Below are 25,915 nucleotides of genomic sequence, written 5' to 3'. Positions count from 1 at the left end.
GTGGTCTCGGCATGAAGCGACGATGTTAATGACGCACCATCACCCTCATCCAACTTCGCCTAACCGCTGTGCGATAAGGCTGCGTATCCTTCTCCCATCAAGGGAGAAGGAATTAGTTCCACGGCGGCGCGTTCAATCCTGTCGGGCTGGCGGTGAAAATCTCGCAGCCGGTTTCGGTGATCCCGATGCTGTGCTCGAACTGCGCCGAGAGCGAACGGTCGCGCGTCACCGCGGTCCAGCCGTCGGTTAGCATCTTCACTGCATATTTGCCGGTGTTGATCATCGGTTCGATCGTGAAGAACATTCCGGGGCGCAGTTCGGGCCCCGTGCCGGGGCGGCCGGCGTGGACGACTTCGGGGGCGTCGTGGAACATCTGGCCGAGGCCGTGCCCGCAGAAGTCGCGGACGACCGAATAGCGGTGGCGCTCGGCGTGCGTCTGGATCGCGTGCGCGACGTCGCCCATCCGGTTGCCGGGCTTCGCCTGCTCGATGCCGAGCATCAGGCATTCATAGGTGACTTCGACGAGGCGCTTCGCCTTTACGCCCACGTCGCCGACCAGATACATGCGGCTGGTGTCGCCGTGCCAGCCGTCGATGATCGTCGTCACGTCGATATTGACGATGTCGCCATCGCGCACCGGCTTGTCGTCGGGGATGCCGTGGCAGACGACATGGTTGATGCTGGTGCAGCAGCTATGCGTGAAGCCGCGATAGCCGAGCGTGGCGGGGATGCCGCCGCCGTCGAGCATCATCGCGCGGACCAGGTCGTCGATCGCGGCGGTGGTCACGCCGGGCTGGATGAAAGGGACGAGCGCGTCGAGGATCTCGGCCGACAGCCGCCCCGCCTTGCGCATGCCGGCAAAGCCCGCCTCGTCGTGCAGCTTGATCGTGCCGTCGCGCACGGGGGTGGGGGTCGCCGCATCGCCAGCGGTCACGGATACATAGTCGTACATGGGGTTTATATAGTCCCGGGGCGCCGAAAAAGCGAGGGGGCCTTAAAGCCCCTCCCGCAGGCGGGAGGGGTTTGGGGTGGGCGGCAACGTTGCTAGGCCCACCCCGCTGCGGCTAGCCAGCAAGCTGGCAAGCCTCGCTGCCCCTCCCGCTTGCGGGAGGGGATAACGGGTTACTCCGCGGCCTTTTTCGCCTTGTCGGCTTTCGGCTTGCCTTTGCTTGCCTTGGGCGGAGCCGAGACGATTTCGAAGGCCAACGGGTTGCCGACATGGGCATCGTCGCCGGTCTTCATCTTCACCTTGACCTCGCCGCCATGGACGAGCTTGCCGAAGAGCAGTTCCTCGGCGAGCGGCTGTTTGATCTTTTCCTGGATCAGGCGGCCCATCGGACGCGCGCCATAGAGCTTGTCATAGCCCTTGCCGGTCAGCCATTCGCGCGCCGCGTCGTCGAGCTGGATATGGACGTTGCGGTCGGCGAGCTGGAGTTCGAGTTCGAGGATGAACTTGTCGACGACGCGCGCGACCACTTCGGGCGGCAGATAGCCGAACGGCACGATCGCATCGAGGCGGTTGCGGAATTCGGGGGTGAAGAGATTTTTCACCGCTTCTTCCTGCACATCCTCACGCGTGAACTGGCCGAAACCGATGCCCTCGCGCGCCATGTCGCTGGCGCCGGCATTGGTCGTCATGATCAGGATGACATTGCGGAAATCGACCGTCTTGCCATGATGATCGGTCAGGCGGCCATGGTCCATCACCTGCAACAGGATGTTGAACAGGTCGGGATGCGCCTTTTCGATTTCGTCGAGCAGCAGCACGCAATGCGGGTTCTGGTCGATCGCATCGGTGAGCAGCCCGCCCTGATCATAACCGACATAGCCCGGCGGCGCCCCGATCAGGCGGCTGACCGAATGGCGTTCCATATATTCGGACATGTCGAACCGCTGGAGCGGAATGCCCATGATGAGCGCGAGCTGTTTCGCAACTTCGGTCTTGCCGACGCCGGTGGGGCCCGAGAACAGATAGTTGCCGATCGGCTTTTCGGGATCGCGCAGCCCCGCACGGCTGAGCTTGATCGCCGACGACAGCACCTCGATCGCGGTGTTCTGACCGAACACGACGCGCTTGAGGTCGGTCTCGAGGCTGGCGAGGGTCGCCTTGTCGTCGCTCGACACCGATTTGGGCGGGATGCGCGCCATCGTCGCGATGACCGCCTCGATCTCCTTCGCGGTGATCACTTTCTTGCGCTTCGACGGGGCGACGAGCATCTGCATCGCGCCGACCTCGTCGATCACATCGATCGCCTTGTCGGGCAATTTGCGGTCGTTGATATAGCGTGCCGACAGGTCGACCGCAGCATTGATCGCATCCTGGGTGTAACGCACCTGATGATGCGCCTCGAACGCGCTGCGCAGCCCGGCGAGGATCTTCTTGGTATCTTCCAAGGTCGGTTCGACCACGTCGATCTTCTGGAACCGGCGGAGAAGTGCGCGATCCTTTTCGAAATGGTTGCGGAATTCCTTGTACGTCGTCGACCCGATGCAGCGGATGATGCCGCCCGACAAGGCGGGTTTCAGCAGGTTCGACGCGTCCATCGCGCCGCCGCTCGTCGCGCCGGCGCCAATCACCGTGTGGATTTCGTCGATGAACAGGATCGCGTGCGGCAGCCCTTCGAGTTCGGTGACGACCTGTTTCAGCCGCTCCTCGAAATCGCCGCGGTAGCGCGTGCCCGCAAGCAGCGCGCCCATGTCGAGCGAATAGATCACCGCGGGCAGCAGCACCTCGGGCACGTCGCCCTCGATGATCTTGCGCGCAAGACCTTCGGCGATCGCGGTCTTGCCGACGCCGGGATCGCCGACATAGAGCGGGTTGTTCTTCGACCGGCGGCAGAGAATCTGGATCGTGCGATCGACCTCGGCATTGCGGCCGATCAGCGGGTCGACCTTGCCGATTTTCGCTTTCTCGTTGAGGTTGACGGTGAACTGGTCGAGCGCGGTTTCCTTCTTGTTCTTGCCGCCGCTGTCCTTGTCCTTCGTCTCTTCCTTTTCCTCGGGCTCGGCCTGCGGCGACGGTTTGCCGCCCTTGCCGACGCCGTGGCTGAGGTAGGACACCGCGTCGAGGCGCGTCAGATCTTGCTGCTGGAGGAAATAGACCGCGTAGCTTTCGCGTTCGGAGAACAGCGCGACGAGGACGTTGGCGCCGGTCACCTCATCCTTGCCCGACGACTGGACGTGCAGGATCGCGCGCTGGACGACGCGCTGGAACCCGCTCGTCGGCGACGGGTCGCTGTGCCCCTCGACCTTCAGGCTGTCGAGTTCGGTATCGAGATAATGGACGACCGCCGATTGCAGGTCGTCGAGCGCGACGCCGCAGGCGCGCATCACTTCGGCAGCATGATCGTCGTCGATCAGTGCGTAAAGCAGATGCTCGAGCGTCGCATATTCGTGATGCCGCTCCGAAGCGGCTTTCAACGCATTGTGTAGAGTCTTTTCGAGGCTTTCCGAAAAGGACGGCATGGTCTTCATCTCCTTGCGGGGACCAGGCCGGGGAGAGCGGCCCCCTTAGAAATTCAACGTGGCGATGCCGCCGCCCCACCGCAAGGGAAAAGCGGATAGCTTTGTGAAATTACGATGACGGAGGTTGCATTATGGTTAACGGAGCGTTGAGAATGGCGTTTCCGGGAGCGCAACTTTATTCCAAAGGTCACGAAGGTCACGCTACGTACCCCCTCATTTCGGCACCTCGCTGCGTCCGACGGGGTCAGGTCCGGCGACGATCGGGGGGAGGCGGCGACGGCTGGCATGGCGGGTGAAGGCTATGAGGGCCAGATGATGTAGGACAGCGGTTTTTCGGGTTTGTGCCCGATGGCGGTTTTGGGGTGGGAAGCGGCCGCCAAAATCCTCCCTGTCGCGAAGCGATGGGGAGGGGGACCGCCGCAGCAGGCGGTGGTGGAGGGGCAGCGACGGTGCGCTAACGCCCCTCCGTCAGCGCTTCGCGTTGCCACCTCCCCATGCCTGCGGCACAGGGAGGACCAAGTGTCCGCAACCGGTCGTTAGCGGTCATTCCTCTTCGTTACGCCGGACTTGATCCCGGGTCTAGCCGCCCGATGTTGCAATGGATCCCGGATCAAGTCCGGGATGACGATAAAGGCATGTCGTCTTCTGGTTGTCCGCTGACTTCCGCGCTCAATCCTCCCCCGCGCGGTCCACCATATCCATGAAGTCGCGCGCCGTGTTGCGCTCGCCCTCATCCTTGAACGCGACATCGAGGTCGGGGGCGACGCCGAGCATGTACATCAGCGCCCACAGCGCGAAGCGGCGGCCGGGGTTGGTCTCCAGGCCGAAGTCGACGCGCATGCGTTCGGTGCCCGCGGCGCGCGCCTCGGGGTGGATCGCCGCGAGGTCGGCGGTGCCGAAATAGCGGCGGAGCTGGTCGTCGAAATCCATGCCGTCCTTTTGGCCGCTTCGCGCCGCTTGGCAAGTCGCGCGACAAAAATCGGACGGTGCGAAAGCCCGCCCGGTTGTCATTCGCGGGGGCGCCCGATAGGGCGACGGCTGTGAAGACCAGCATCGAGATCGGAACCGACAGCACCGGGCAGGGCGTGCATATCAACGTCCAGGAACTGCTGGCGACGCGTCTGCTCGTCCAGGGCAATTCGGGGTCGGGCAAGTCGCATCTTTTGCGCCGCATCCTGGAGGAGAGCGCCACGTTAGTGCAGCAGATCGTGATCGATCCCGAGGGCGATTTCGTGACGCTCGCCGACGCGTACAGCCATGTCGTGATCAACGGCGGCGATTATAACGAGCGCGAGATCGCCGCGATGGGCGCGCGCATCCGCGAGCATCGCGCGTCGATCGTCCTCAGCCTCGAATCGCTCGACATCGAGGCGCAGATGACGTGCGCCGCGGCGTTCCTCAATGCGTTGTTCGATGCGCCGCGCGAGCACTGGTTTCCCGCGCTGGTGGTGGTCGACGAGGCACAGATGTTCGCGCCGAGTGTCGCGGGCGATGTCGCCGACACGGTGCGCCGTGCGAGCCTTGGCGCGATGACGAACCTGATGTGCCGCGGACGCAAACGCGGCTTGGCTGGCGCGATCGCGACGCAGCGGCTGGCGAAGCTCGCGAAGAATGTCGCGGCAGAGGCGAGCAATTTTCTGATGGGGCGCACCTTCCTCGACATCGACATGGCGCGCGCCGCCGACCTGCTCGGCATGGAACGGCGGCAGGCGGAAGCGATCCGTGATCTTGAACGCGGGCACTTCCTCGGGCTCGGTCCCGCGATCTCGCGCCGCCCGCTGTCGGTGCGCATCGGCTCGACGCAGACCGCGACGCGGATGGGCACACACAGCCTGATGCCGCTGCCTTCGGCGGGGGGCGAGGACATGCGCTCGATGCTGTTCACCGAGATGGAGGCGCCGGTGGCGCCGCGAGTCTATGCGCCCGAACCCGAGCCGGTTGCGGCGAGCGAATTGCTCGAACGCATCGCAGCAGTGGAGGGGCTCCACGAAGATCTGGACGCCCCGCCCGTGCTCGACATCGTCGCGGCGGCCGAGGAAGCGGGGCACAGCGACGCGGTGGTGATCGCGATGCTCGAAGAGATGCTGTCCGACCCCGACAGCGCCTTCCAGCCCGAAGCCTATCTCTATCAGGATTTTTCGGTGCGCTGCCGGATGCAGAAGCTGAAGAAGGTGCCGCTCGACCTCGCCGCCTTCCGCCGCCGCTTTGCGCTCGCCAAGGGCGGCGTGTTCGATCCGTCCGAGCCGCGCTGGCGCGAGGCGCTGTCGGTCGCCGACCGGTTGCCGCACGACATGTTCGCGCCCTTTCTGCAGATTGCGCGCGCCGCGATGGACGGCGAGCCGTGTCCCGACGACGACATCCTCGGCCGCGCCTATGGCAGCCGCTCGCCGGGGCGCATCCGCCGGCTCGTCGAATATATGGAAAAGCAGGGCGTGATCGTCGTGCGCGCCGATTTCGGCGGGCGGCGCTCGATCGGTATCCCCGAACTCGGGCTGAGCACCGAGGCCGAATAGGGCTTCGGCTCGTCGCGATTCCGCGGCGCTCCGGCAAGTTAAGAGCAAATTAGGCACCTAAAACCTTGGGATCGTGCATCCCGGGGCGCACATCCTTGCCGCAGGTTCGCGCCTAAAACAGCGGATGCCAGCTCTCTTGGTGGGTGGATCGTCCCGAAAAACCCAAAACATCGTTGACCAACAGGAGAGACTGCCATGCCTCGTCACGGCGTATACCCGCGCGACATCGTTCCGCCGCGGTCCAAATATTCCGACGCCGGCCGCTTTGGCCGCATGTTCGGCGAATTGCCGCCCTTTGCCGCCGACACCCCCGATGTGCGCGCCGCGCTGATCGAGATCGGCAAGGTCGGGGGCATCATGGATGCCAAGGACAATCTGACCAAGACCCCGGCCGAACTGATCACCAATCCAGCGCTGTCGGCAAAGAACAGCGACAATCCGACGCTGACTGCGGGCTTCACCTTCCTCGGCCAGTTTCTTGACCATGACATGACCTTCGACCCGACCTCCAGCCTCGAACGGCAGGTCGACCCCGAGCAGATCGCCAATTTCCGCACCCCCAGCCTCGGCCTCGATGTCTATGGCGCGGGACCGGGCGGCAGTCCGCATCTCTATGACACGCAAGGCGGTAAGGGCGGGAAGTTCCTGCTCGAGGCGACAGGCACTGCGAACAAGTTCGACGTGCCGCGCAACAGTCAGAATGTCGCGCTGATCGCCGACCCGCGCGACGACGAAAATCTGATCATCGGCCAGCTTCAGGTCGCCTTCCTGAAGTTTCACAATGAAGTGGTCGAATATGTGAAGACCAAGATCAAGCTGACCGGATCGGACGAGATTTTCGCCGAGGCGCAGCGGATCGTGCGCTGGCATTATCAATGGATCATCGTCCACGAATTCCTGCGCAAGACGTGCGGCGACGCGGTGGTCGACGATGTGCTGACGAACGGCCGCAAATATTACAGCTGGCACAACGAGCCCTATATCCCGGTCGAATTCTCGGTCGCGGCCTATCGTTTCGGGCACAGCCAGGTGCGGCCGTCGTACCGCGCGAATTTCACCGGCAACGGCGGCAATCCCTTTTTCGCGATGATCTTTACCCCGACGCCGTCAGACCCGAACGATCCCGACGACCTGTCGGGCGGCTGCCGCGCGCCGCGGCGTTTCATCGACTGGCCGACTTTCTTCGATTTCAGCGACGGCAATGTGAAGCCGAACAAGAAGATCGACTCCACTTTGTCGACCTCGCTGTTCCGCCTGCCGGGGTCGGTCGTGCCGAACCCCGATCCCAAGACGAATCCGGCCTCGCTGGCGCAGCGCAACCTCCTGCGCCACCTGACCTTCTCGTTGCCGTCGGGCCAGCGGGTAGCGCGCGCGATGAAGCTGCCCGAACTGTCGAAGGGCGATCTGTCCGATCTCAAGCCGCACGGCTTCGACGACCGGACGCCGCTCTGGTTCTATATATTGCGCGAGGCGCAGGTGACGCAGAATGGCGAGCGGCTGGGGCCGGTCGGTGCGCGGATCGTCACCGAAGTGTTCCTCGGGCTGCTGCAGGGCGACAAGGGGTCGTATCTGTCGCAGGATCCCGAATGGCAGCCCTTCCTGCCGACGGTCGACGCGTCGAAGAAGGGCGACGATTTCCGGATGATCGACCTGCTCCGCTACGCAGAGGTCGCGTAGGGGCGATCACCGTCAGCTCTTCCTGAACAGCGCCTCGGCCGCCGCCTTTTGGCCGGTCGCGGCGCTGCGATGCGCCTTGACGCGCTCGATCTCGGCTTCGAGGATTTCGATGCGTTCGCCCAGCTCGTCGACCGACAGCGGATCGAGCGGCTGTTTGGTCAACGCGGTGAGAACATCGTCGCGGCGGCGGGGAAGGTCGTCATCATCCATGGCGCATCCTCCTGGTCCCTAATGTGAATATGGGCGCGCGACTGTTGACCCGTGTCGCGGCACTGTCAATAAGGCGCGGCAGGGAGTAGGGGATGAGGGGACCAGTGGGGGGAATTTCCGAAGTGACCAGCTTGCCAGCGAGCATGACCGCCATCGCCATCAGCGCGCCGGGCGGGCCCGAAGTGTTACAACCGACAACGCGGCCGGTGCCGCAGCCCGGACCGGGCGAGGTGCTGATCCGCGTCGCCGCGGCGGGGGTGAACCGTCCCGACGTGCTGCAACGCATGGGATTCTATCCGCCGCCGCCAGGCGCGTCGGACCTGCCGGGACTCGAAATCGCGGGGACGATTGTCGCGGTCGGTCCTGGCGGCGATGCCGAACTGCTGGGGCAGGCGGTGTGCGCGCTCGTCGCGGGCGGCGGCTATGCCGAATATTGCACCGCGCCGGTCGGAAGCTGCCTGCCGGTGCCGAAGGGTTTTTCGATGGCCGAGGCGGCGGCGCTGCCCGAGGCCGTCTTTACCGTCTGGCACAACCTCTTCGAGCGCGGCTATGTGCGCGACGGCGAAACGGTGCTCGTCCACGGCGGCACCAGCGGCATCGGCACGACCGCGATCGGCCTTTGCAAGCTGTTCGGCATCAAGATTATCGTGACGTGCGGCAGCGCGGACAAATGCGCCGCCGCGACCGCGCTTGGCGCCGATCTGGCGGTCGATTATTCGGCCGGGGATTATGTCGAGGCGGTCAAGGGCTTCACGGGCGGCAAGGGCGTCAACGTCGTGCTCGACATGGTCGGCGGCGACTATCTGCCGCGCAACCTCGCCTGCCTCGCCGAGGACGGGCGCCACGTCACCATCGCGTTCCAGCGCGGCGCGAAGGTCGAGTTCGACATCGCCGATGTGATGCGCCGCCGGCTGACGCTGACCGGATCGACGCTCCGCGCGCGGAGCGCCGACTTCAAGGCGCTGCTCGCCGACGAAATCCATCGCACGCTCTGGCCGCAACTGGCCGAAGGCGGGTGGAAGCCGGCGATGGATCAAGCCTTCCCGCTCGCCGACGCTGCTGCGGCGCACGCGCGGATGCAGGCGGGCGAGCATGTGGGGAAGATCGTGCTCAGCGTGGGATGAGCCGAGGGAACATTCGCTAAGGACCGGCGGTTGAGCGAACGGGGGGCCAATCAAAAGAGGATGATCTCTCCCGATGAAGATGCGTAGCCTGTTCCTTCCCGCCACCGTTCTTTCCTTTGCCCTTGCGGCCTGTTCCGGGCCCACCGAAACCGAAAAAACGCCGACCGCATCCTATGATGGCGACGTCGTGCCCGAGGGCAGGGCGGCCGAACCGGCCGTGCCCGCGATCAAGCCGACCGACATTCCGACGCGCGGCGGCGACGGATCGCCCATCGAACTGGCGGCGCTCACCGAAGCCGATGTCAGTGGCGCCAAGCTGAAGGGCGAACTCGCGTGCAGCTTTGCCGCCGACGAAGCCGCGCAGCCAATCCTGCTCGCGCAGGGCGACGTTGCCTCGGCGGACCCGTCGCGCGGCATCGTGAAGGTCGGCGATACGATCGAAGCCGTGTCGGCGAATGGCGGCTTCGATGCCATGGCAAAGGGCACCAAGTTCTTCAGCAAAGGGCTGCAGCTTCGCGTCGCGCTGGTCGGACCGGCACCGGGTGGCGGCGAGTCGCCGCCGCGGCCCGCGACGCTGACCGCCGACCGCGCCGACGGCGCGCAGCGCGTCTTCGCGGGGCTGTGGCGCTGCGGTCCGTAACGCCTGCTTGCGGGCACCCGCCGATCACCGCATAGAGACGCCGCCGTGTCGGGGGACGGCGGCGACTCACATATGCTTTGGGGGCTGCAATGGGCGACAGGCCGATCCTTCACGAATATGCCGCGAGCGGCAATTGCTACAAGATCCGGCTAACCGCGGCGCTGCTCGAATACCCGATCGAACGGCGCGAGTACGACATCATGAAAGGCGAGACGCGGACGCCCGACTTCCTCGCGAACGTCAACGCCAATGGCCGCATCCCGGTGCTGCAGGTCGAGGGCCGCTTCCTCCCCGAAAGCAATGCGGCCTGCTTCTGGCTCGCCGACGGAACGCACTTGGTGCCCCATGACCGGTTCGAGCGCGCCGACATGCTGCACTGGATGTTCTTCGAGCAATATAATCACGAACCCAATGTCGCGACCTTGCGTTTCTGGATGAAGTGGATCGGCGCCGACAATCTGAGCGATGCGCAGCGGATGCAATTGCCGCTCAAACAGGCCGCAGGCGTCGCGGCGCTGAAGCTGATGGATGAACATCTGGAATCGCGCGACTGGCTCGCGGGGCAGAACCTCTCGCTCGCCGACATCGCGCTCTATGCCTATACGCATGTCGCCGAGGAGGGCGGGTTGTTCGCTTTGTCCGACTATCCCGCCCTGCAACGCTGGATCGCGCGGGTGGAGGCTGAACCCGGCTATATAAGGATGGGATAGCGGTCAGACCGGCAAGCGTTCTTCCAGATCGGCAAGCAACCGGTCCACCAGCGCGTCGACGCGGCTTTCCGCGGCGGCGATCGATCGGGCGAGGCGTTCGTCGGCGAACTCGTCAAATTCGACCGCGATCGAATCCGCATCGCGAAGCCCGATATAGGCAAGCGGCGCTTTCAGGCCGGCCTCGACGAAATTGACGTCGGCCTGGCGCCCGCCCGGATCATAACCATAATCGCCGCGCGCGCCGAGAATGATCAGCCGCTTGCCGGGAGACAGCATCGGCCAATAGGGCTCGCCCGCCCGCGCGCGGTCGAAACCGAAAGTGACACCGACGCGAACGATGTTGTCGAGCCACGCCTTCAGTGGCGCCGGCATGCCGAAATTATACATGGGTGCCCCGACGACGACGAGATCCGCAGCCACCAGTTCGGCGACCAGCCGGTCGCTTTCGGCCAGCCGGGCGCGCTGCTCGTCGCTGCGCCGGCCGGGTGGCGAGAAGGCGGCGGCGATCCAGTCCGCATCGACATGCGACGGCGGGGCAACGCCGACATCGCGGTAGACAACGTCATCCTGTGGTCGCGCGCTCGACCAGCGGCTTGTCAGGCGCGCGCTCAGCCGTCGGCTGTGCGAGCCGTGCCGGTCCTGACCCGAAAGGCTCAGACGCGCGCTGGAATCGATGTGGAGGATGCGAAGACGCGATTTTTCAAGAGCATTCATGGAAGAGTCCAGTTCATTTTATTTGACGACTGAACGCATATATTCCCATATAATTTATGCGGTCGAACGCGAATATTTCAGCCAATGGATCGATTTACCTCATCTATGATACGGAACCGGAAATTGCCGCCGCTGGCGGCGTTGCGCGCCTTTGAGGCGGCGGCGCGTCATCTCAGTTTCCAGAGAGCAGCCGGTGAACTGGCCGTCACGCCGACGGCGATCAGCCACCAGATTCGCCTGCTGGAGGATGTGCTGGGGCTCGCGCTGTTCACTCGTCAGGTGCGGCAGGTCGCGCTGACCGAAGCGGGCGAGCGATTATATCCGACCTTGCGCGACGGATTCGATGCATTCGACCGGGCGCTTGCCGATCTCGCGCCGGGGCCACGGCGTGCGGCGGTGACATTGACCGCGACGATCCAGTTTACGGCGCGCAGGCTTCTGCCCGCGCTCGGCTCGTTTCGCCAACGCTTTCCCGATTTCGACCTGCGGCTGCATTCCTCGAACGAGCCCGTCGATCTGGCTGCGGGACTGGCCGATGTCGCGGTTCGTTATGGTCGCGGGCCCTTTGACGGGCTGGTCGGCCGGCCGCTTTTTTCGGAACGCTTCGGATTGCTTTGCAGTCCGAAGCTGGGCCTCGCCGGGCCACAGGATCTCGCGCGCGCCACTTTGCTGCACGTCGAATGGCGCCAGCCCGCCAACGCGTCCGACTGGCGGCGGTGGGCGCGGCTTGCCGGGATGGAGGGGCTGGCCGTCGATGAAGGGCCGCGTTTCAGTTCGGACGATCACGCCGTGCAGGCGGCGGTCGCAGGGCATGGGGTTATGATCGGAAGCTTGATCCTCGCCCGGCCGGAGATCGATGCGGGGCTGTTGATCCATCCCTTTGGCCCGGTCATCGAAGGGGAGAGCTACCATATGCTTGCGACGCCTGCGAACATGGCCTGTGCCGACGTGCGGGCGGTTTGCGCATGGCTCGTCGAATCTGTCGCGGGGTTCGCCGCCGACGACCACCCCTTGCCCGCAGCCTAAAACAGGTCTACATCAGCCGCTGAACGGCCGCCCCGCGAGGGGCGGCCCTTATTATTTCCGCTTGGAGAGTTTCCGTCATGGCCACCGCCGATGCCACCCCGCTGATGCCGCATGCGACCGCCGCCTGGCTGGTCGACAACACCGGTCTCACCTTCATCCAGATCGCCGAATATTGCGGCATCCACATCCTCGAGGTTCAGGCGATCGCCGACGAGACTGCCGCGACCAAATATACCGGCCGCGACCCCGTCCGCGCGCACGAACTGTCGATGGAAGAGATTGAAAAGGGTCAGAAGGACCCGAATTACAAGCTCAAGATGAGCAAGCAGGCGCAGGACACGATCCGCCGCACGCGCGGCCCGCGCTACACCCCGGTCAGCAAGCGCCAGGACAAGCCCGACGGCATCGCGTGGATCCTGAAGAACCATCCCGAGGTTTCGGACGGCGCGATCGGCAAGCTGATCGGCACGACGCGCAACACCATCGGCGCGATCCGCGACCGCAGCCACTGGAACAGCGCGAACATCGTGCCCAAGGATCCGGTAACGCTCGGCCTCTGCTCGCAGCGCGAACTCGATGCGCTCGTCGCCAAGGCCGCGAAAAAGGCGGGCATCAAGGCTCCCGAGGACAGCCGTTTCGAGGGCGACCGCGAAGCGTTGCTCGAAGAGCTGCGCGCCGAACGCACCGCCGCGAACGAAGCGCGCGCCGCCGAAGAAGCCGAAGCCGACGGCGAAGCCTGAGACATGGCGGGGGCGGACGAGGATAATATTCCGGCGGCCAGCGGCTCGCCGGACGCTTCGCTGACCCAGGACGACAGTTTTACTGCGACGAGCCATGCGGGCCTCACCTATCCGTGGGGCGAAGCCGCGCCCGGACCGGGCGAGACAATCCGCATCGCGAACGGCATCAGCTGGGCGCGCATCCCGATGCCGGGTTCGCTCGGGCATATCAACAGCTGGCTTCTGGATGATGGTGCCAATGGTGAAGAGGGGGGCGTTGCCGTCGTCGATACCGGCATCTGCCTGACGATGTGCTCCGATGCGTGGAAGGCGCTCTATGCCGGCGCGCTGAAGGACAGGCGCATCACGCGCGTCATCGGCACGCACCTCCACCCCGACCATATCGGGCTCGCGGGCTGGATCGCGAAGAAGCAGGACGTGAAACTGTGGATGACGCGCGGCGAGATGCTGACCGCGCGCGCGATCGTCGCCGATTCGTCCGATAGCACGCCCGACGAGGTGCTGACGCAGTCGCGCGCCGCGGGCTGGGACGAGGCGGCGATCGAGGCGCAGCGCGCGCGTGGCTGGAACATGTTCCAGCGCATGATCTTCGCCCTGCCGCGCTCTTATGTGCGGATCGCCGACGGCGACCGGCTCGACATGGGCGCGCACCAGTGGCGCGTCGTCACCGGGTCGGGGCACAGTCCCGAACATGCGTGCCTGTGGAACGAGCGCGAGGGCGTGCTCGTGTCGGGCGACCAGGTGTTGCCGCGGATCAGCTCGAACGTCTCGGTCAACATCACCGAGCCCGACGCCGATCCCTTGGGCGAATGGCTCGCGTCGATCGACAAGCTGCTCGCGACGGTGCCCGCCGACGTCGTCACCTGCCCCGCGCATGGCGAGCCGTTCAAAGGGCTCCACGTCCGCCTGATGGCGCTGCGCGACGAGCATCGCATGCGGCTCTACAATCTGGCCGAGGCGGCGGCGAAGGCGCCGATGCGCGCGGTTGATAGCTTTCCCCTGCTCTTCAACCGCCCGATCGGCGAGCATAATCAGGGGCTCGCAACGGGCGAGGCGTTCGCGCATCTGAAGCGGCTCGAAGTCGAAGGGCGTGTGCAGCGCGAAGACCGCGACGGTGTGTGGTGGTATCACGGGGTAGCCTGATGCGCGCGTTCCGTTTTCTGTTGGGCGTCGCGGTTCTGGCGGCGACGTTCCCCGCTTCGGCGAGCGAACCGCCGGCCACAGATCAGGCGAATGACGAGATCGTCGTCACCGCGCGCCGTTCGGGCGCGCCGATGTGGACGATCCAGACGCGCGCCGGCGTCGTCATCCTCGTCGGCGAGATTGCGGCGGTGCCGAAGGCAACACCGTGGCGGCCCGAGCGGCTGGAGGGCGCGACCGACCGGGCGCAGCGCGTCGTCCTCGGCACCAAGGCGAAAGTGTCGCCGGGCGACATCTTGCGGCTGATCTTCAAGGGCGGCGGGCTCACCAAATTGCCGAAGGGGCGCGTCGCCGCCGACTATCTCGATGCGCGCCAGGTGCAGCGGCTTCATGCGCTTGAGGCGCGCTTCGACCAGGATTATGCGCGCTCGAATTTCCTGATGACGGCGTTCGACCAGCTGTCGAAACGCCTCTCGTTCAACAAGGATAGCGCCGACGACGCATCCGACGTCGTGCGCAAGGCGGCGCGGCAGTCGAAAATTCCGACGCAGCCCGTCGGCGAGGTGCGCGGCGAGGACATGCTCGACAACCTCTTCGCCGCGGCGCCCGAAACACATGTCTCGTGCCTCGAAGCCGCGATGGCGGCGGCCGAGGCGGGCGGCGATGTGGTGATCGAGCGCGGCCGCGCGTGGACCGAATTCGACGTGCCCGCGGTGATGGCGAGCCCGCTCGAGGAAGCGCTCGGGCGCTGTTGGCCGTGGACGAACGACAGCTTCGGCCCCGAACTGCGTCAGACCTGGGTCGGCGCGATCCGCGATGCGACGGCGCAGCCCGGCGTGACGCTGGCGGTCGTTCCGTTGCGCATATTGGCCGAAAAAGACGGCGTGCTCGACCAGCTCAAAGCGCAGGGCCTGCCGATCACCGGTCCCGCCTGGTAGTCACGGCTTACCGCGGTCTTTGCATGATCCAGCTGAACGCCATCGCGTTGAAGATGGTATAGAGGCCATAGAGCATCAGCGCGGTGAACCAGTTCCGCGTCGCGATCGCCATCGCACCGACGAGCAGCAGGAATTCAAAGACATAGGTGATGTTCGGGCCGACCTTGTCCGCGAGCGGTTTGACCATCTGCTGGATCAGCGGATCGTCGCTCTCCATGAAGGCACGGTGCATCGCGAAATTTCCGACGCCGGCACAGAAAATGGCGATGAGCGCGATATACATAGGTTTGCAGATGGGGCAGCCGGGGTGGAAATGCCAGCAACTTTCGGTTTATAGGGGCGCATCGCTCGCGCACCGGCCCCGCGCGAACGATCGAACGAACCCGGCTCCTGCCTCCAGAGAAGGACGTCTTCGGTGACAACTCTCCCCCGCCTGGCCGCGCTTTGCCTGCCGTTTGTTCTAGCCGTTCCGGCGCACGCGGCACAGGAACCGGCAGAGTCGCTACAGCCGAACCCCTTGCTCGTCGATCCGGTGCTGGCCAATCCGATCCCGACGGTGCTTGTGCCGCTCGACCCGCCCTTGCCCGATGCGGTGCGCGTGATGATCGACGCCGCCTTCGCGAGCGGCGAGAATGACGATGTCGAGGCGGTGGTCAAATTCGCGCGAAGGACCAATCCCGGCAACATCGGCGAGATCGACGCGCTGCTCGCCTATTATCGCAGCGGACACCCCCCCGAGACGCCGCCCGATCCGGTGGGCAATATGCTCGCGGCGGCGATGGCGACCGCCAAGGATGCCGATGTCGAGGCGGTGGCAAAGCTCGCGAAGGAAGCCAACCCCGAGAATGCGGTGGAGATCGAGGAACGGTTGCTCGCCTATCGCGCCGGACGCAAGCGGCTGCGGGACGAGGCGGCGGCGGCCGAGCGTGCGAAGCTGGCGGCAGCGAGATTCTGGCAGAACTGGAAAGGCGAAGGGCAGATCGGTGCATCGCAAAGCAGCGGCAACACCGAATCCGTTGGGCTGAGCGCAGGTCTGGCGCTTGCGCGCAAGGGGATCGACTGGACGCACAAGTTTCGCGCGCAGGCCGACTACCAGCGTACCAACGGCAAGACGTCGGTCGAACGCTATCTGGGCGAGTTGGAGCCGCAATACAGGATCAACGAACGGACTTTCGCCTTTGGCCTCGGCCGCTGGGAACATGATCGGATACTCGGGTACGACAGGCGCTGGAGCTTGTCGGGCGGGCTCGGTTACAAGGTGGTCGATACCAAGAAGATGACGCTTAGCCTGAAAGGTGGCCCGGCGTTTCGTCAGACCGACTTCGTGAGCGGCGAAGAGGACACCGAACTTACCGCGCTCGCGGGGCTCGATTTCGGCTGGCAGATATCGCCGACGCTGCGGCTGACGCAGGTCGCTTCGACGATCATCGGCGAGGCCAATGGGTCGACGAGCTCGCAGACCGCGCTCAGTGCCAAGCTGACCGGCGCGCTGTCGGCGCGTATCGCCTATTCGGCGCAGATCGACACGAGCCCGCCGCCAGGCATCGAAAGCGTCGATACACAGACGCGCTTCACCCTGGTGTACGGTTTCTAGTCGAACGCGTCGGCTCTGCCGATCCGCTCGCCTTCGGCAAGCAGGCCGACGCCGGGGACATGGTTGAACTCGATACGAATGCCGTCGGGGTCCTCGAACAGGATCGAATAATAGCCGGGCGCCCAGGGCTCTTCCTGCGGTGCATGGATGATATGGACATCGTCGCGGGCTTTCAAAAACGCACCGACAGCATCGATCGCGGCGCGGTCGCGCATGCGGAAACAGGCGTGGTGCAGCCCCGGCGCGCCCTGATCGAAACGCTTGCCGGCATTTTCCGGGCTGCCGGTGCGGATGCCGATCGCGGTGCGGCCGCCCACGCCATAGAGCATATATTCGCTGTCGAGCACGATCTTGAGATCGAGGTAGCGGATCATCGCGCGCCAGAAGGCCGTCGATCGTGCGAAATCGCCCGCGGTCAGGATGACGTGCGCGACGCCGTTGAGGTCGCTCATTTGCCCCTCGCTATTTGATGCTCGCCAGCACGTAGAGGAATTCGGCAAAGCCCATCGTCGCGTCGACCAGTCCCGCGACCTTGGGATTCGTCGAATCGATGAGGAAATATTCGTCGGGGGCGTGCGCGCCCGACCCGTGACCGATGCCGAAATGCGCTGCGGGGATCGACACCGGCGGCGCGGTGAAGGTCGAGCCCGGCCAGCTTCCCGCCATGCGCGGGTTGAGGCTCGTCGCGATGCCGAGCTTTTTGTATGTCGCGAGTTCCGAGCGGACGAGGCGGCTGTCCTCGGCGACCTCGGTCGGGTCGTAGCCGCCCGACACATTGACCTCGACATCGGTGAAGCCATGCTTGTCGAGATGCGCGCGCAGCTTCTTCTCGGCCTCGGCCCGGGTCTGGTTGGGGACGAGGCGGAGGTCGAGCTTGGCGACCGCCTTGCCGGGAAGGACGGTCTTGCCGCCGGGGCCGGTATAGCCCGCGACAAGGCCCTCGATATTGACTGTCGGTTCCTGCGCGAGGCGGATCAGCGCGTCGTCGTACGACAGGTTGTCGATCCAGTGGGTGACGCCGAGCGCGGCTTTTTGCTGCGCTTCGTCGCCGGCCTTCGCGGCCTCGCGGATCAGCGCCTTTTCGCGGTCGGTGAGCGGGCGGACATTTTCGAACCAGCCCTCGATCGCGGGCTTGTTGCCATCGGGGGTGACCAGTGTCTGCAGCGCCTGAACCAGCCGCCATGCGGGCGAGTCGACCATCGCCTTCAGGCTCGAATGCACGTCGCCCTTCGGCCCGCGGCCCCATTTCGCGCCGCTTGCGATCAGTTCGAGCTCGATGATGCCCTTCGACCCGAGGTTGACCGTGACGTTGCCGGTCTTGCCCTGCGAGGCGAAGGGGATGAAGATGCCTTCGCATTTCTTGAGCGCGGCGAGGATGTTGGGTTTGGTCGCGATCTGGCGGAAGTGCGGCGATCCGATTTCCTCCTCGCCCTCGCAGACGAGGACGATGTTGACGGGCAGTTTGCGCCCTGCGGCGCGGATCGCGTGGAGTGCGGCGAGGAAGGTCGCCTCGGGGCCCTTCTGGTTCACCGCGCCGCGGCCCATGATCGCCTGCCCGAAACCGGGGCGTTCGACCATCTTGCCCTCAAGCGGCGGCGACGACCATTCGGCCGGATCGAACTGCTTCACATCGTACATGAAATAGATGCCGAGCGTGCGCGGTGCGCCGACGTCGATCGTCCCGAACACGCCGGGATGGCCGTCGGTGGGCACGATCTCGACATTGGTGAAACCCGCGTCCCTCGCAAGTTCGGCCATATAGGCGGCGCCCTCGGGCATGCTGCGATTCTCGGCGGCGATCGAGGGCAGCGCGATCCAGTCGCGGATGCGTTTGATCGAGGCGTCCTTGCCCGCCTCGGCGGCCTTGCGGATATCCGTCATCGTCCCCGACTGCGCCCAGAGTGGGACGGGCTGCATGAACGCGGCGCCTGCACCCAGCATTGCGGTGCCGCGCAGCATGTCACGGCGGTTCAGTCGGCTAAGCTCACGAAAATCCATCATGCGTCCCCTGCCTGCTTCGTATGCGAAGCAATGTGCCGGATCGGCCGCGAAACGCAAGCGCGTGTCGGGGACTTACCGTTACAGGGTTGGGCGTAGAGTTCGTAGGATTCCGATTAACATTGTCAGGCCAGCTTCAAGCCGCGTCGCGCACGGCGTATATGGCAGGGCGATAGCGCGGTTCCGGCGGCGTTTCGCCGCGTTCGGCAGATACCTCTAGCCATAAGCGCATAGCGATCTCAATCTCGCGCGCAGCTTCTTCGGCAGTGGCGCCGTGTGCGCTGCAATATTTGAGATCGGGTACATCGGCGATCCAGCAATCGTCCTCTACCGACCAGAACAGGTTGATGTGATAGTGGGTGCTCATGGCTTGGTTATATCCAGTCCGTTGCTGTCGATCATATCAAGCAGTTGCCGGATTTGATAGGGCTTTGCATCCTTGCCGCTCGGCTGGAGGTTCAGATTGCCCGGCACGTCTGGGTGCTGGAAGATATGGTGGCTGCCACTGGTCCGCTTAAGCTCGAACCCGAAGGCTTCGGCGATCCGGCACAACTCCTTGAAACTGGCTCGGCCGTTCATGCGGATGCGTGTGTAGAGCTTGGCGATGCTGGTCATGATGGAGACTCCGAATCACGAGAAGCGAATCAAGTAGCAGACAGGGTAGCGTCTACTCCAAATGACCGTTGTAAGAGCGCGCGATACAAGGAAAGCTCACGCCTTCTCCAGCAACCCTTCGTCCTTGATCCGCTTTTGCCACAGCATCGGCGCGTTGACGTGGACATTCTGGCCTTCGCTGTCGACCGCCACCGTCACCGGGAACTCCTGGACGTCGAATTCGTAGATCGCCTCCATGCCGAGATCGGCGAAACCGACGACCTGGCTGCCCTTGATGGCGCGCGCGACGAGATACGCCGCGCCGCCGACCGCCATCAGATAGGCGCTTTTGTGCTTGGCGATCGATTGGGTCGCGGCGGGGCCGCGTTCGGCCTTGCCGACGCAGGCGAGGAGGCCCTGTTCGAGCATCATGTCCATGAACTTGTCCATGCGCGTCGCGGTGGTCGGGCCCGCGGGGCCGACGATTTCCTCGCCGACCGGATCGACCGGGCCGACGTAGTAGATGACGCGACCCTTGAACTCGACGGGCAGCTCTTCGCCTTTTGCCAGCATGTCGGCGATGCGCTTGTGCGCGGCGTCGCGGCCGGTGAGCATCTTGCCATTGAGGAGGATGCGGTCGCCCTGTTTCCAGCTCGCGACGATTTCGGGGGTGAGGCTGTCGAGGTCGACGCGGATCGCCGCCTTGTCGGGCGCCCAGTCGATCTGCGGATAATCGGCGAGCACGGGCGGTTCAAGGAAGGCCGGGCCGCTGCCGTCGAGGGTGACGTGAGCATGCCTTGTCGCTGCGCAGTTCGGGATCATCGCAACGGGCTTCGACGCCGCGTGGGTCGGCCAGTCGGCGATCTTGACGTCGAGCACGGTCGCGAGGCCGCCGAGCCCCTGCGCGCCGATGCCGAGCGCGTTGACCTTTTCATACAGCTCGATGCGCATCTCTTCCGTCGGGTTCGACGGGCCGCGCGCGAGCAGTTCGGTCATGTCGATCGGGTCCATCAGCGACTGTTTCGCGAGCAGCATCGCCTTTTCGGCGGTGCCGCCGATGCCGATGCCGAGCATGCCCGGCGGGCACCAGCCGGCGCCCATCTGCGGCACGGTTTCGAGCACCCAGTCGACGATCGAGTCCGACGGATTCATCATCTTGAACTTCGACTTGTTCTCGCTGCCGCCGCCCTTCGCGGCGACGTCGATCACGACCTTGGTGCCGGGGACCATTTCGACGTTGAGCACCGAGGGCGTATTGTCCTTGGTGTTCACGCGGCTGAATGCGGGGTCGGCGAGGATCGAGGCGCGGAGCTTGTTGTCGGGGTGCAGGTACGCCTTGCGCACGCCTTCGTCGACGACCTGCTGCAGGCTGCGCGGGCTGTCGAGGCGGCAGTCCATGCCCCATTTGATGAAGACGGTGACGATGCCCGTGTCCTGGCAGATCGGGCGGTGTCCCTCGGCGCACATGCGGCTGTTCGATAGAATCTGCGCCATCGCGTCCTTCGCGGCGGGCGACATTTCGCGTTCGTACGCGGCGCCCAGCGCGCGGATATAGTCCATCGGATGGAAATAGCTGATGTACTGGAGCGCGTCGGCGATCGTTTCGATCAGATCGTCTTCGCGGATGATCACGGTGTTCATGTGCAGCCTTTCGCCCTTTTTGGGGATTCGGGGCTTCCCTAGACCTGCATCGTCGGAGTGGAAAGAGGGGTCAGGTGCGACGGCGGCCGAACATCGGGCGCTTCGGTGCGGCCACCGGGGCCTGTGCCGGTTGAGTGGCGGGCTCGCCCAGATCGACGAGCGGCCGCCTGCGAACCAGCGCATTCCAGCTGCCCGCAACGGCAAGCGCGAGGAGCAGAATCCAACCGCCGCCCGCCGAGGGAAGCAGTGCCCAGGCGAAAGCGGCCGGGGTGATGATCGCCATAACGGTGGGGATGGCCGCGAGGATCGCAAGCGTGCCGAACAGCGCCCACCAACGGCCGATTTGGGTCGCCGCGGCCCCGATGATGACGTTGGTCACCGCGATCAGGAGGAATTTGGCCGCCACAGGGTAGGGCAGGCTGGCCATCGCGGGCGAATAGTCGCCGGCCGTGAATGCCGCCTGGATATCGAGGAGCAGCCAATTCTCGTAAGCGTCGCACAGCGCGGCGGTGATCGGGAGCAGCGCCGCGGCGAGCAGCGCTCTGCGGCGAAGCTCGCGCCACAGCGCGATGCAGCCGGCGGTGAGGAAGCCCGCGTAGAGCAGCATGTAGAGATAGTCCTGCTCGTTACCGGTGCGCATCGCGGCGAGACGCGACACTTGTTGCGGGTCGCTTTCGGGGCCGAAGATCGCGATCAGATCATCTTGGCCGCCAGCGAATTCAAAGGCGAGGAGGGGGGACGTGAATCCCGGCGCGATCGCATGGCCGACCTGCGGAAAGACCCGGGTGAGGTGGACGCTGAACAGCGCAACCGCGATGCCGAGCGCGAGGGTCCAGACCCACGCGCGCATCGGCGCCGGCGAACGTGCCCGCTGTGCTTCGATCCAGTGCTGAAGCCCCCCGATCGGCATCTAACCGTCCGGTGGAGCGCGGCGGCTCACCTTATTGGCACTCGGCACATTTGCCGCGCACCTCGATCACCGGGCGCTCGGCGGCGAAACCCGCCGCCTCGGCCGCGGCGCGGACACCGCCCGAAATCTTGTCGTTATCGACATGCACCGCGCTGCCGCACGTGTCGCAGATCAGGAAAATGCAGTCGTGGAGGCAGCCGGGATGGCTGTTCGCGACAAAGGCGTTCGCGCTTTCGACGCGGCGGACGAGGTTGTTCGCGACGAACAGGTCGAGGATGCGATAGACGCTGTTCGGCGCGACGCGACGCCCACGCTTTTGCGAGACGATGTCGGCGATTTCATAAGCGCTCGCGGGCTTGCCGATTTCGGCGACCGCGTCGAAAATCTGCGCGCGCATGTCGGTCCATGCTTCGCCCGCGCCCTCGAGCGCGCTCTGCGCCGCCTTGGCGAGCGAGGCGCCGCTGGCCTCGACGTGCGGATGGTCATGCTTGCCCATTGGCTGTTCCTCATGCGCGGATAATTCCGCGCTAACTATCGCCACAATGTAGGCTGTTTAGGGGACGCCCGCAAGCGGCGGACCGGTCCGTTTCGGCTGAGCCGTCAGTGCCGCGCGCGGCGGTTGAGGTCGTGACCGAGCGCGACGACCGCGACGCCGATCATCGTCGCGAGCACTTCGCTGCCGTCGTGCGGCCGCGACAGCGCGCCCGCCATCATCCCCAGACCGAAGCTGCCGACCGCGAAGGGCATCATATAGCCATGGCTGAGCACGCCCGAAACGAGCGTGATCAGCGCAAAGCCGATCGCGATGATCAGGCCGATTTCGTGGAACAGATGATTGTCGAGAAAGACCCCGCCGACCGAGGCGATCGACGCGAAGAAGACCGTCGTCGCAAGGCAGTGAACGAGGCAGAGTCCCGACAGCCCCATCGCCAGCTGGTCGCCGCTCAAGGAGGTCAGCGGCCGCGAATCGCGCGCAGCCCGAACCACCGCGACCCACCGCCTTAAGAAAAGGGAAGGGCGCGTCAGGACAGGGACATGGCTGGCGACGTGCGTCACCTGATTCTCCGTTCAACGATTGCAGCGCTTGATATGGCATAACATGACCGAGGTTACAACATCACATAGGCGAATCTTTTTGACTTGCCCTGATGGCAAGGTCAGTCCGTTTCATAAGAAAACCAGTGGGGAGGGTGCGCATGAGCCTTTTGTCGGAACCGCTGACGTTGCCCTGCGGCGCGATATTGCCCAACCGGATCGCCAAGGCGGCGATGACCGAGGGGATGGCGACCCCCGATGGCCGCCCGACCCCGGAACTCGACCGGCTTTACGGCCTGTGGTCCGATGGCGGCGCGGGGCTCTTGATCGGCGGCAATCTGGTGATCGACCGTGATCATCTCGAACGGCCGGGCAATGTCATGATCGAACGCATGCCCGACGCCGACATGCACGAACGCCTCTCCCGCTGGGCTGCTGCCGCAACGCGCGGCGGCAATCATTTCTGGGCGCAGATCAGCCATAGCGGGCGCCAGACGCCGGCGGTGGTCAATCGCCATCCCAAATCGGCGTCGGACGTGAAGCTGGGGCTTCCCGGCGGGCAGTTCGGCCAGCCCGAACCGCTGACGCGCGACGAAATTGTAGAGCTGACGGGCCGCTGGGCGGTCGCGGCAAAGGCGTGCCAGGGCGCGGGCTTCACCGGGGTACAGGTCCACGCCGCGCACGGTTATCTGATGTCGCAATTCCTGAGCCCGCGGTCGAACCGGCGCACCGACGATTATGGGGGCAGCCTCGAAAATCGGGCGCGCCTGCTGCTCGATGTGATCGCGGCGATCCGCGCGGCGACGGGGCCCGCCTTCCCGATCTCGGTCAAGCTCAACAGCGCCGATTTCCAGAAGGGCGGCTTCGCTTTCGAGGACAGCCTGACCGTTGCCGGCTGGCTGGCGGCGGCGAGCGTCGACCTGATCGAGATTTCGGGCGGCACCTATGAACAGCCCAAGCTGCTCGGGATCGAGGGCATGGAGGAAAGCGCGCCGCAGAATGTCGCGCCGTCGACCCTCGCGCGCGAAGCCTATTTCGTTGATTTCGCGCTGGCGATGCAGGCGCGGGTATCGGTGCCGTTGATGGTGACGGGCGGTTTTCGCAGCCGCGCCGCGATGGAGCAGGCACTCGCGGGCGGCGCCGCCGATGTGATCGGGCTCGGCCGGCCGATGTGCCTGATGACCGACGCGCCGCAACGGCTGCTCGCGGGCGCCGAGGCATTGCCGCGCTACGAGGACGGCCTTGGGCTCGTGCCCGGTTGGCTCGGCTTTCTCAAGCGCTTGCAGCTGGTCAAGGCGATCGACGGCTTCGCGGGCATTTACTGGTTCTACCAGCAGCTCTGGCTACTCGGGCATCAGGGGCGGATCGATGAGAGGCTGAGCGTCTTATCGGCCTTCCGCACGCTCGAAGCGCGCAACAAGGCGATCATGAAGGCGCGGAGCTAGCTGCCTGCTTCCTCCGCGCGCAATGCCTTCCGGTCCAGCTTGCCGATCATCGTCTTGGGCAGGTTCAGCCGCACTTCGACCTCGCTCACCCGCTCGTGCTTGCCGAGTTGAGGATTGAGCCACGCGGCAAGCGCTTCGCCGCTCACCTGGAAACCGTCCTCCAGCGTGACGAACGCTTTCGGCGCCTCGCCGCGATAGGCGTCGGGCACGCCGAGCACGATCGCTTCCTTGACCGCGGGATGCTCGTACAGATGCGCCTCGATCACGCTCGGGTAGACCTTGAAGCCGCCGACCGCGATCATGTCCTTCAATCGGTCGACGATGCGGATATAGCCATCGGCTTCGACCACCGCGACGTCGCCGGTGCGCAGCCATCCGTCGTCGGTGAAGCTGTCCTTGTCCGCGTCCGCCCGGTTCCAGTAACCCTGCATGATCTGCGGCCCCTTCACCGCAAGTTCGCCGGGTTCGCCGTCGGGCGCGTCCTTCGACGGATCGTCCTTGTCGAGCAGCCGGATGTGCGTCGCAGGGATCGGCTGGCCGATCGTGCCCGGCTGGACGGGGCCTTCATAGGGGTTGGTCGCGACCACGCCCGAACTTTCGGTCAGGCCGTACCCTTCGACGAGCGAGGCGCCGGTCGCCGCAGCGAATTTTTCGCGCAGCTCGGCGGGCATCGGCGCGCCGCCGGAAATACAGATGCGCAGCGAAGAGAAGTCGGTCTTCGCGAGATCGGGGTGATCGAGCAGCGCCTGATACATCGTCGGCACCCCGGGCAGCGCGGTCGTTTTCGTCCGCGTGATCGCCTGCAGCGCCTGCTTGGCATCGAAGCGCGGCAGCATCGTGATCGAACCGCCGTTAAGGATCGTGCGGTTGAGCACGCAGGTGTTCGCGAAGACGTGGAAGAAGGGGAGGACACCGAGGATGCGATCGTCGGCGTCGTGATCGGGGTCGATCGCATTCACCTGCCGCGCATTGGCGGTGAGATTCTGGTGCGTCAGCTTGGCGCCCTTTGGTGTTCCCGTCGTGCCGCCGGTATATTGGATCAGCGCGATGTCCTTTTCGGCGTCGATCGCGACGGGGTCGGGCCGGCCGTCATTGTCGGTGAGCGCCGAGAAACGGATAACGCGCGGGTCGGTGGGCAGCGCCGCGACCTCGCTGCGCTTGAGCAGGCGATAGAGCACCGACTTAGCCGCGGGCAGCCCGCCCGCGACCGAGCCGACGACGAGCTGTTTGAGGCTCGACCCGTCGAGGACCTTCAAGGCGGTCGGCAGCAGCGCCGCGGCGCTGATGGTGAACAGCGTGTCGGTGCCCGAATCCTCGACCTGCGCCTCCAGCTCGGCGACGGTATAGAGCGGCGAGAAATTGACCACCGTCGCCCCGGCGGCGAGCGCGCCATAATAGGCCGCGACATAATGCGGGACGTTGGGGAGGAAGAGGCCGACGCGGCTGCCCTTGCCGATGCCGCGCTGTTGCAATCCGCGCGCAACGCGCGCCGCGCCGCGCGCGACCTCGGCATAGCCGAACTGGCGGCCGAGGAAATCGAGCATCGGCGCATCGCCGCGTCGCGCCACGCTGGCGGCGAGCATGTCGGGCAGCGATAGCGGCGGAAACTCCTGGTCCCAGGCCGTGGGGTGGCGATAATCGGTCGACCAGGAAAAGCGGCTGTCCATAGGGGATTGAATCCTCTTCGAATATGCGGGGTTCCTTACACTAGGGTCAGTAAGGTGATTTGCAACCGGGCTCGCTTGCGGCGCGCAGTCCGGACGGCTAGGCAGCGCATATTGTCTTCGCCAGGGGTTTTGCC

The 25,915-nt window shown here is 65.0% G+C and carries 26 protein-coding genes; 11 read left to right on the top strand and 15 right to left on the bottom strand.

Going from position 1 to position 25,915, the window contains the following annotated elements; genetic code table 11:
- Positions 1-112: 112 nt before the first annotated feature.
- From map to ACREBX_RS02190, 3 genes are all read right to left on the bottom strand, one after another.
- Complete coding sequence (gene map / locus ACREBX_RS02200; protein WP_431560119.1) at positions 113-952, bottom strand: type I methionyl aminopeptidase; 840 nt, start codon at positions 950-952, stop codon at positions 113-115.
- A gap of 170 nt (positions 953-1,122) precedes the next feature.
- A complete protein-coding gene (gene clpA, locus ACREBX_RS02195) occupies positions 1,123-3,465 on the bottom strand; it encodes an ATP-dependent Clp protease ATP-binding subunit ClpA (protein ID WP_431560118.1) in 2,343 nt (780 codons plus the stop codon).
- A gap of 669 nt (positions 3,466-4,134) precedes the next feature.
- Complete coding sequence (locus tag ACREBX_RS02190) at positions 4,135-4,395, bottom strand: hypothetical protein (RefSeq protein WP_431560117.1); 261 nt, start codon at positions 4,393-4,395, stop codon at positions 4,135-4,137.
- 110 nt (positions 4,396-4,505) lie between these two features.
- Between ACREBX_RS02190 and ACREBX_RS02185 the strand changes: the two genes are divergently transcribed.
- Positions 4,506-5,978, top strand: coding sequence for a helicase HerA domain-containing protein (locus tag ACREBX_RS02185; RefSeq protein ID WP_431560116.1), 1,473 nt, complete (start codon positions 4,506-4,508; stop codon positions 5,976-5,978).
- A gap of 195 nt (positions 5,979-6,173) precedes the next feature.
- Complete coding sequence (locus tag ACREBX_RS02180; protein WP_431560115.1) at positions 6,174-7,655, top strand: peroxidase family protein; 1,482 nt, start codon at positions 6,174-6,176, stop codon at positions 7,653-7,655.
- A gap of 12 nt (positions 7,656-7,667) precedes the next feature.
- Here the strand turns inward: ACREBX_RS02180 and ACREBX_RS02175 are convergent, their stop codons facing one another.
- The gene (locus ACREBX_RS02175; protein WP_431560114.1) at positions 7,668-7,865 is read right to left on the bottom strand and encodes a DUF1192 domain-containing protein; all 198 of its coding nucleotides are present in this window, start codon (positions 7,863-7,865) and stop codon (positions 7,668-7,670) included.
- A gap of 122 nt (positions 7,866-7,987) precedes the next feature.
- Between ACREBX_RS02175 and ACREBX_RS02170 the strand changes: the two genes are divergently transcribed.
- The 3 genes from ACREBX_RS02170 (at position 7,988) to ACREBX_RS02160 (ending at position 10,339) form a co-directional block, all read left to right on the top strand.
- Positions 7,988-8,989 carry an NAD(P)H-quinone oxidoreductase gene (locus tag ACREBX_RS02170; protein WP_431560113.1) on the top strand — a complete coding sequence of 334 codons (1,002 nt, stop codon included), beginning with the start codon at positions 7,988-7,990 and terminating at the stop codon, positions 8,987-8,989.
- Between the two features lie 73 nt (positions 8,990-9,062).
- A complete protein-coding gene (locus ACREBX_RS02165) occupies positions 9,063-9,629 on the top strand; it encodes a hypothetical protein (RefSeq protein WP_431560112.1) in 567 nt (188 codons plus the stop codon).
- Positions 9,630-9,718: 89 nt separating this feature from the next.
- On the top strand, positions 9,719-10,339 hold the full coding sequence (locus ACREBX_RS02160; protein WP_431560111.1) for a glutathione S-transferase family protein: 621 nt from the start codon (positions 9,719-9,721) through the stop codon (positions 10,337-10,339).
- 3 nt (positions 10,340-10,342) lie between these two features.
- Here ACREBX_RS02160 and ACREBX_RS02155 read toward each other — a convergent pair whose 3' ends face one another.
- Complete coding sequence (locus ACREBX_RS02155; RefSeq protein WP_431560110.1) at positions 10,343-11,053, bottom strand: FMN-dependent NADH-azoreductase; 711 nt, start codon at positions 11,051-11,053, stop codon at positions 10,343-10,345.
- Between the two features lie 105 nt (positions 11,054-11,158).
- Here ACREBX_RS02155 and ACREBX_RS02150 point away from each other — a divergent pair, with 105 nt between their 5' ends.
- The 4 genes from ACREBX_RS02150 (at position 11,159) to ACREBX_RS02135 (ending at position 14,897) form a co-directional block, all read left to right on the top strand.
- Entirely contained in the window at positions 11,159-12,079 is a 921-nt protein-coding gene (locus ACREBX_RS02150) for a LysR substrate-binding domain-containing protein (protein WP_431560109.1), read from the top strand.
- Between the two features lie 104 nt (positions 12,080-12,183).
- Positions 12,184-12,819, top strand: a complete 636-nt coding sequence (locus ACREBX_RS02145; protein WP_431560127.1) for a cell cycle transcriptional regulator TrcR — start codon at positions 12,184-12,186, stop codon at positions 12,817-12,819.
- A gap of 3 nt (positions 12,820-12,822) precedes the next feature.
- Positions 12,823-13,962, top strand: a complete 1,140-nt coding sequence (locus ACREBX_RS02140) for an MBL fold metallo-hydrolase (protein ID WP_431560108.1) — start codon at positions 12,823-12,825, stop codon at positions 13,960-13,962.
- Positions 13,962-14,897 (top strand): TraB/GumN family protein, encoded by a 936-nt coding sequence (locus ACREBX_RS02135; protein WP_431560107.1) that lies wholly within the window; start codon positions 13,962-13,964, stop codon positions 14,895-14,897. The genes ACREBX_RS02140 and ACREBX_RS02135 overlap by 1 nt, the downstream gene beginning before the upstream one ends.
- 7 nt (positions 14,898-14,904) lie before the next feature.
- Here ACREBX_RS02135 and ACREBX_RS02130 read toward each other — a convergent pair whose 3' ends face one another.
- Positions 14,905-15,180, bottom strand: coding sequence for a hypothetical protein (locus ACREBX_RS02130; protein WP_431560106.1), 276 nt, complete (start codon positions 15,178-15,180; stop codon positions 14,905-14,907).
- A gap of 132 nt (positions 15,181-15,312) precedes the next feature.
- Here ACREBX_RS02130 and ACREBX_RS02125 point away from each other — a divergent pair, with 132 nt between their 5' ends.
- Positions 15,313-16,491, top strand: a complete 1,179-nt coding sequence (locus ACREBX_RS02125) for a DUF481 domain-containing protein (protein ID WP_431560105.1) — start codon at positions 15,313-15,315, stop codon at positions 16,489-16,491.
- Here the strand turns inward: ACREBX_RS02125 and ACREBX_RS02120 are convergent.
- The 8 genes from ACREBX_RS02120 to ACREBX_RS02085 form a co-directional block, all read right to left on the bottom strand.
- The gene (locus tag ACREBX_RS02120) at positions 16,488-16,943 is read right to left on the bottom strand and encodes a VOC family protein (protein WP_431560104.1); all 456 of its coding nucleotides are present in this window, start codon (positions 16,941-16,943) and stop codon (positions 16,488-16,490) included. The genes ACREBX_RS02125 and ACREBX_RS02120 overlap by 4 nt on opposite strands.
- A gap of 10 nt (positions 16,944-16,953) precedes the next feature.
- Positions 16,954-18,492: a M20/M25/M40 family metallo-hydrolase gene (locus tag ACREBX_RS02115; protein WP_431560103.1), complete on the bottom strand. Its 1,539-nt coding sequence runs from the start codon at positions 18,490-18,492 to the stop codon at positions 16,954-16,956.
- Between the two features lie 133 nt (positions 18,493-18,625).
- Positions 18,626-18,856, bottom strand: coding sequence for a type II toxin-antitoxin system HicB family antitoxin (locus ACREBX_RS02110; protein WP_431560102.1), 231 nt, complete (start codon positions 18,854-18,856; stop codon positions 18,626-18,628).
- On the bottom strand, positions 18,853-19,104 hold the full coding sequence (locus ACREBX_RS02105) for a type II toxin-antitoxin system HicA family toxin (RefSeq protein ID WP_431560101.1): 252 nt from the start codon (positions 19,102-19,104) through the stop codon (positions 18,853-18,855). Before ACREBX_RS02105 ends, ACREBX_RS02110 begins: the two co-directional genes overlap by 4 nt.
- Before the next feature lie 96 nt (positions 19,105-19,200).
- Complete coding sequence (locus ACREBX_RS02100; RefSeq protein WP_431560100.1) at positions 19,201-20,724, bottom strand: fumarate hydratase; 1,524 nt, start codon at positions 20,722-20,724, stop codon at positions 19,201-19,203.
- Between the two features lie 70 nt (positions 20,725-20,794).
- Positions 20,795-21,634 (bottom strand): hypothetical protein, encoded by an 840-nt coding sequence (locus tag ACREBX_RS02095; protein ID WP_431560099.1) that lies wholly within the window; start codon positions 21,632-21,634, stop codon positions 20,795-20,797.
- A 31-nt stretch (positions 21,635-21,665) separates the two neighbouring features.
- Positions 21,666-22,130 (bottom strand): Fur family transcriptional regulator, encoded by a 465-nt coding sequence (locus ACREBX_RS02090; protein WP_431560098.1) that lies wholly within the window; start codon positions 22,128-22,130, stop codon positions 21,666-21,668.
- A gap of 104 nt (positions 22,131-22,234) precedes the next feature.
- Positions 22,235-22,690, bottom strand: coding sequence for a MerC domain-containing protein (locus tag ACREBX_RS02085; RefSeq protein ID WP_431560097.1), 456 nt, complete (start codon positions 22,688-22,690; stop codon positions 22,235-22,237).
- A gap of 140 nt (positions 22,691-22,830) precedes the next feature.
- Here ACREBX_RS02085 and ACREBX_RS02080 point away from each other — a divergent pair, with 140 nt between their 5' ends.
- Complete coding sequence (locus ACREBX_RS02080) at positions 22,831-24,114, top strand: NADH:flavin oxidoreductase/NADH oxidase family protein (protein ID WP_431560096.1); 1,284 nt, start codon at positions 22,831-22,833, stop codon at positions 24,112-24,114.
- On the opposite strand, the gene ACREBX_RS02075 is transcribed toward ACREBX_RS02080, so the two are convergent.
- A complete protein-coding gene (locus tag ACREBX_RS02075) occupies positions 24,111-25,781 on the bottom strand; it encodes an AMP-binding protein (protein ID WP_431560095.1) in 1,671 nt (556 codons plus the stop codon). The two genes, ACREBX_RS02080 and ACREBX_RS02075, sit on opposite strands and share 4 nt — an antisense overlap.
- Between the last annotated feature and the right edge of the window lie 134 nt (positions 25,782-25,915).

This window comes from Sphingopyxis sp., assembly GCF_050725655.1.
Lineage (GTDB): Bacteria > Pseudomonadota > Alphaproteobacteria > Sphingomonadales > Sphingomonadaceae > Sphingopyxis.
The sequence above is the reverse complement of the archived record's forward strand: the minus strand, read 5'-3'. Positions and strand labels throughout refer to the sequence as shown.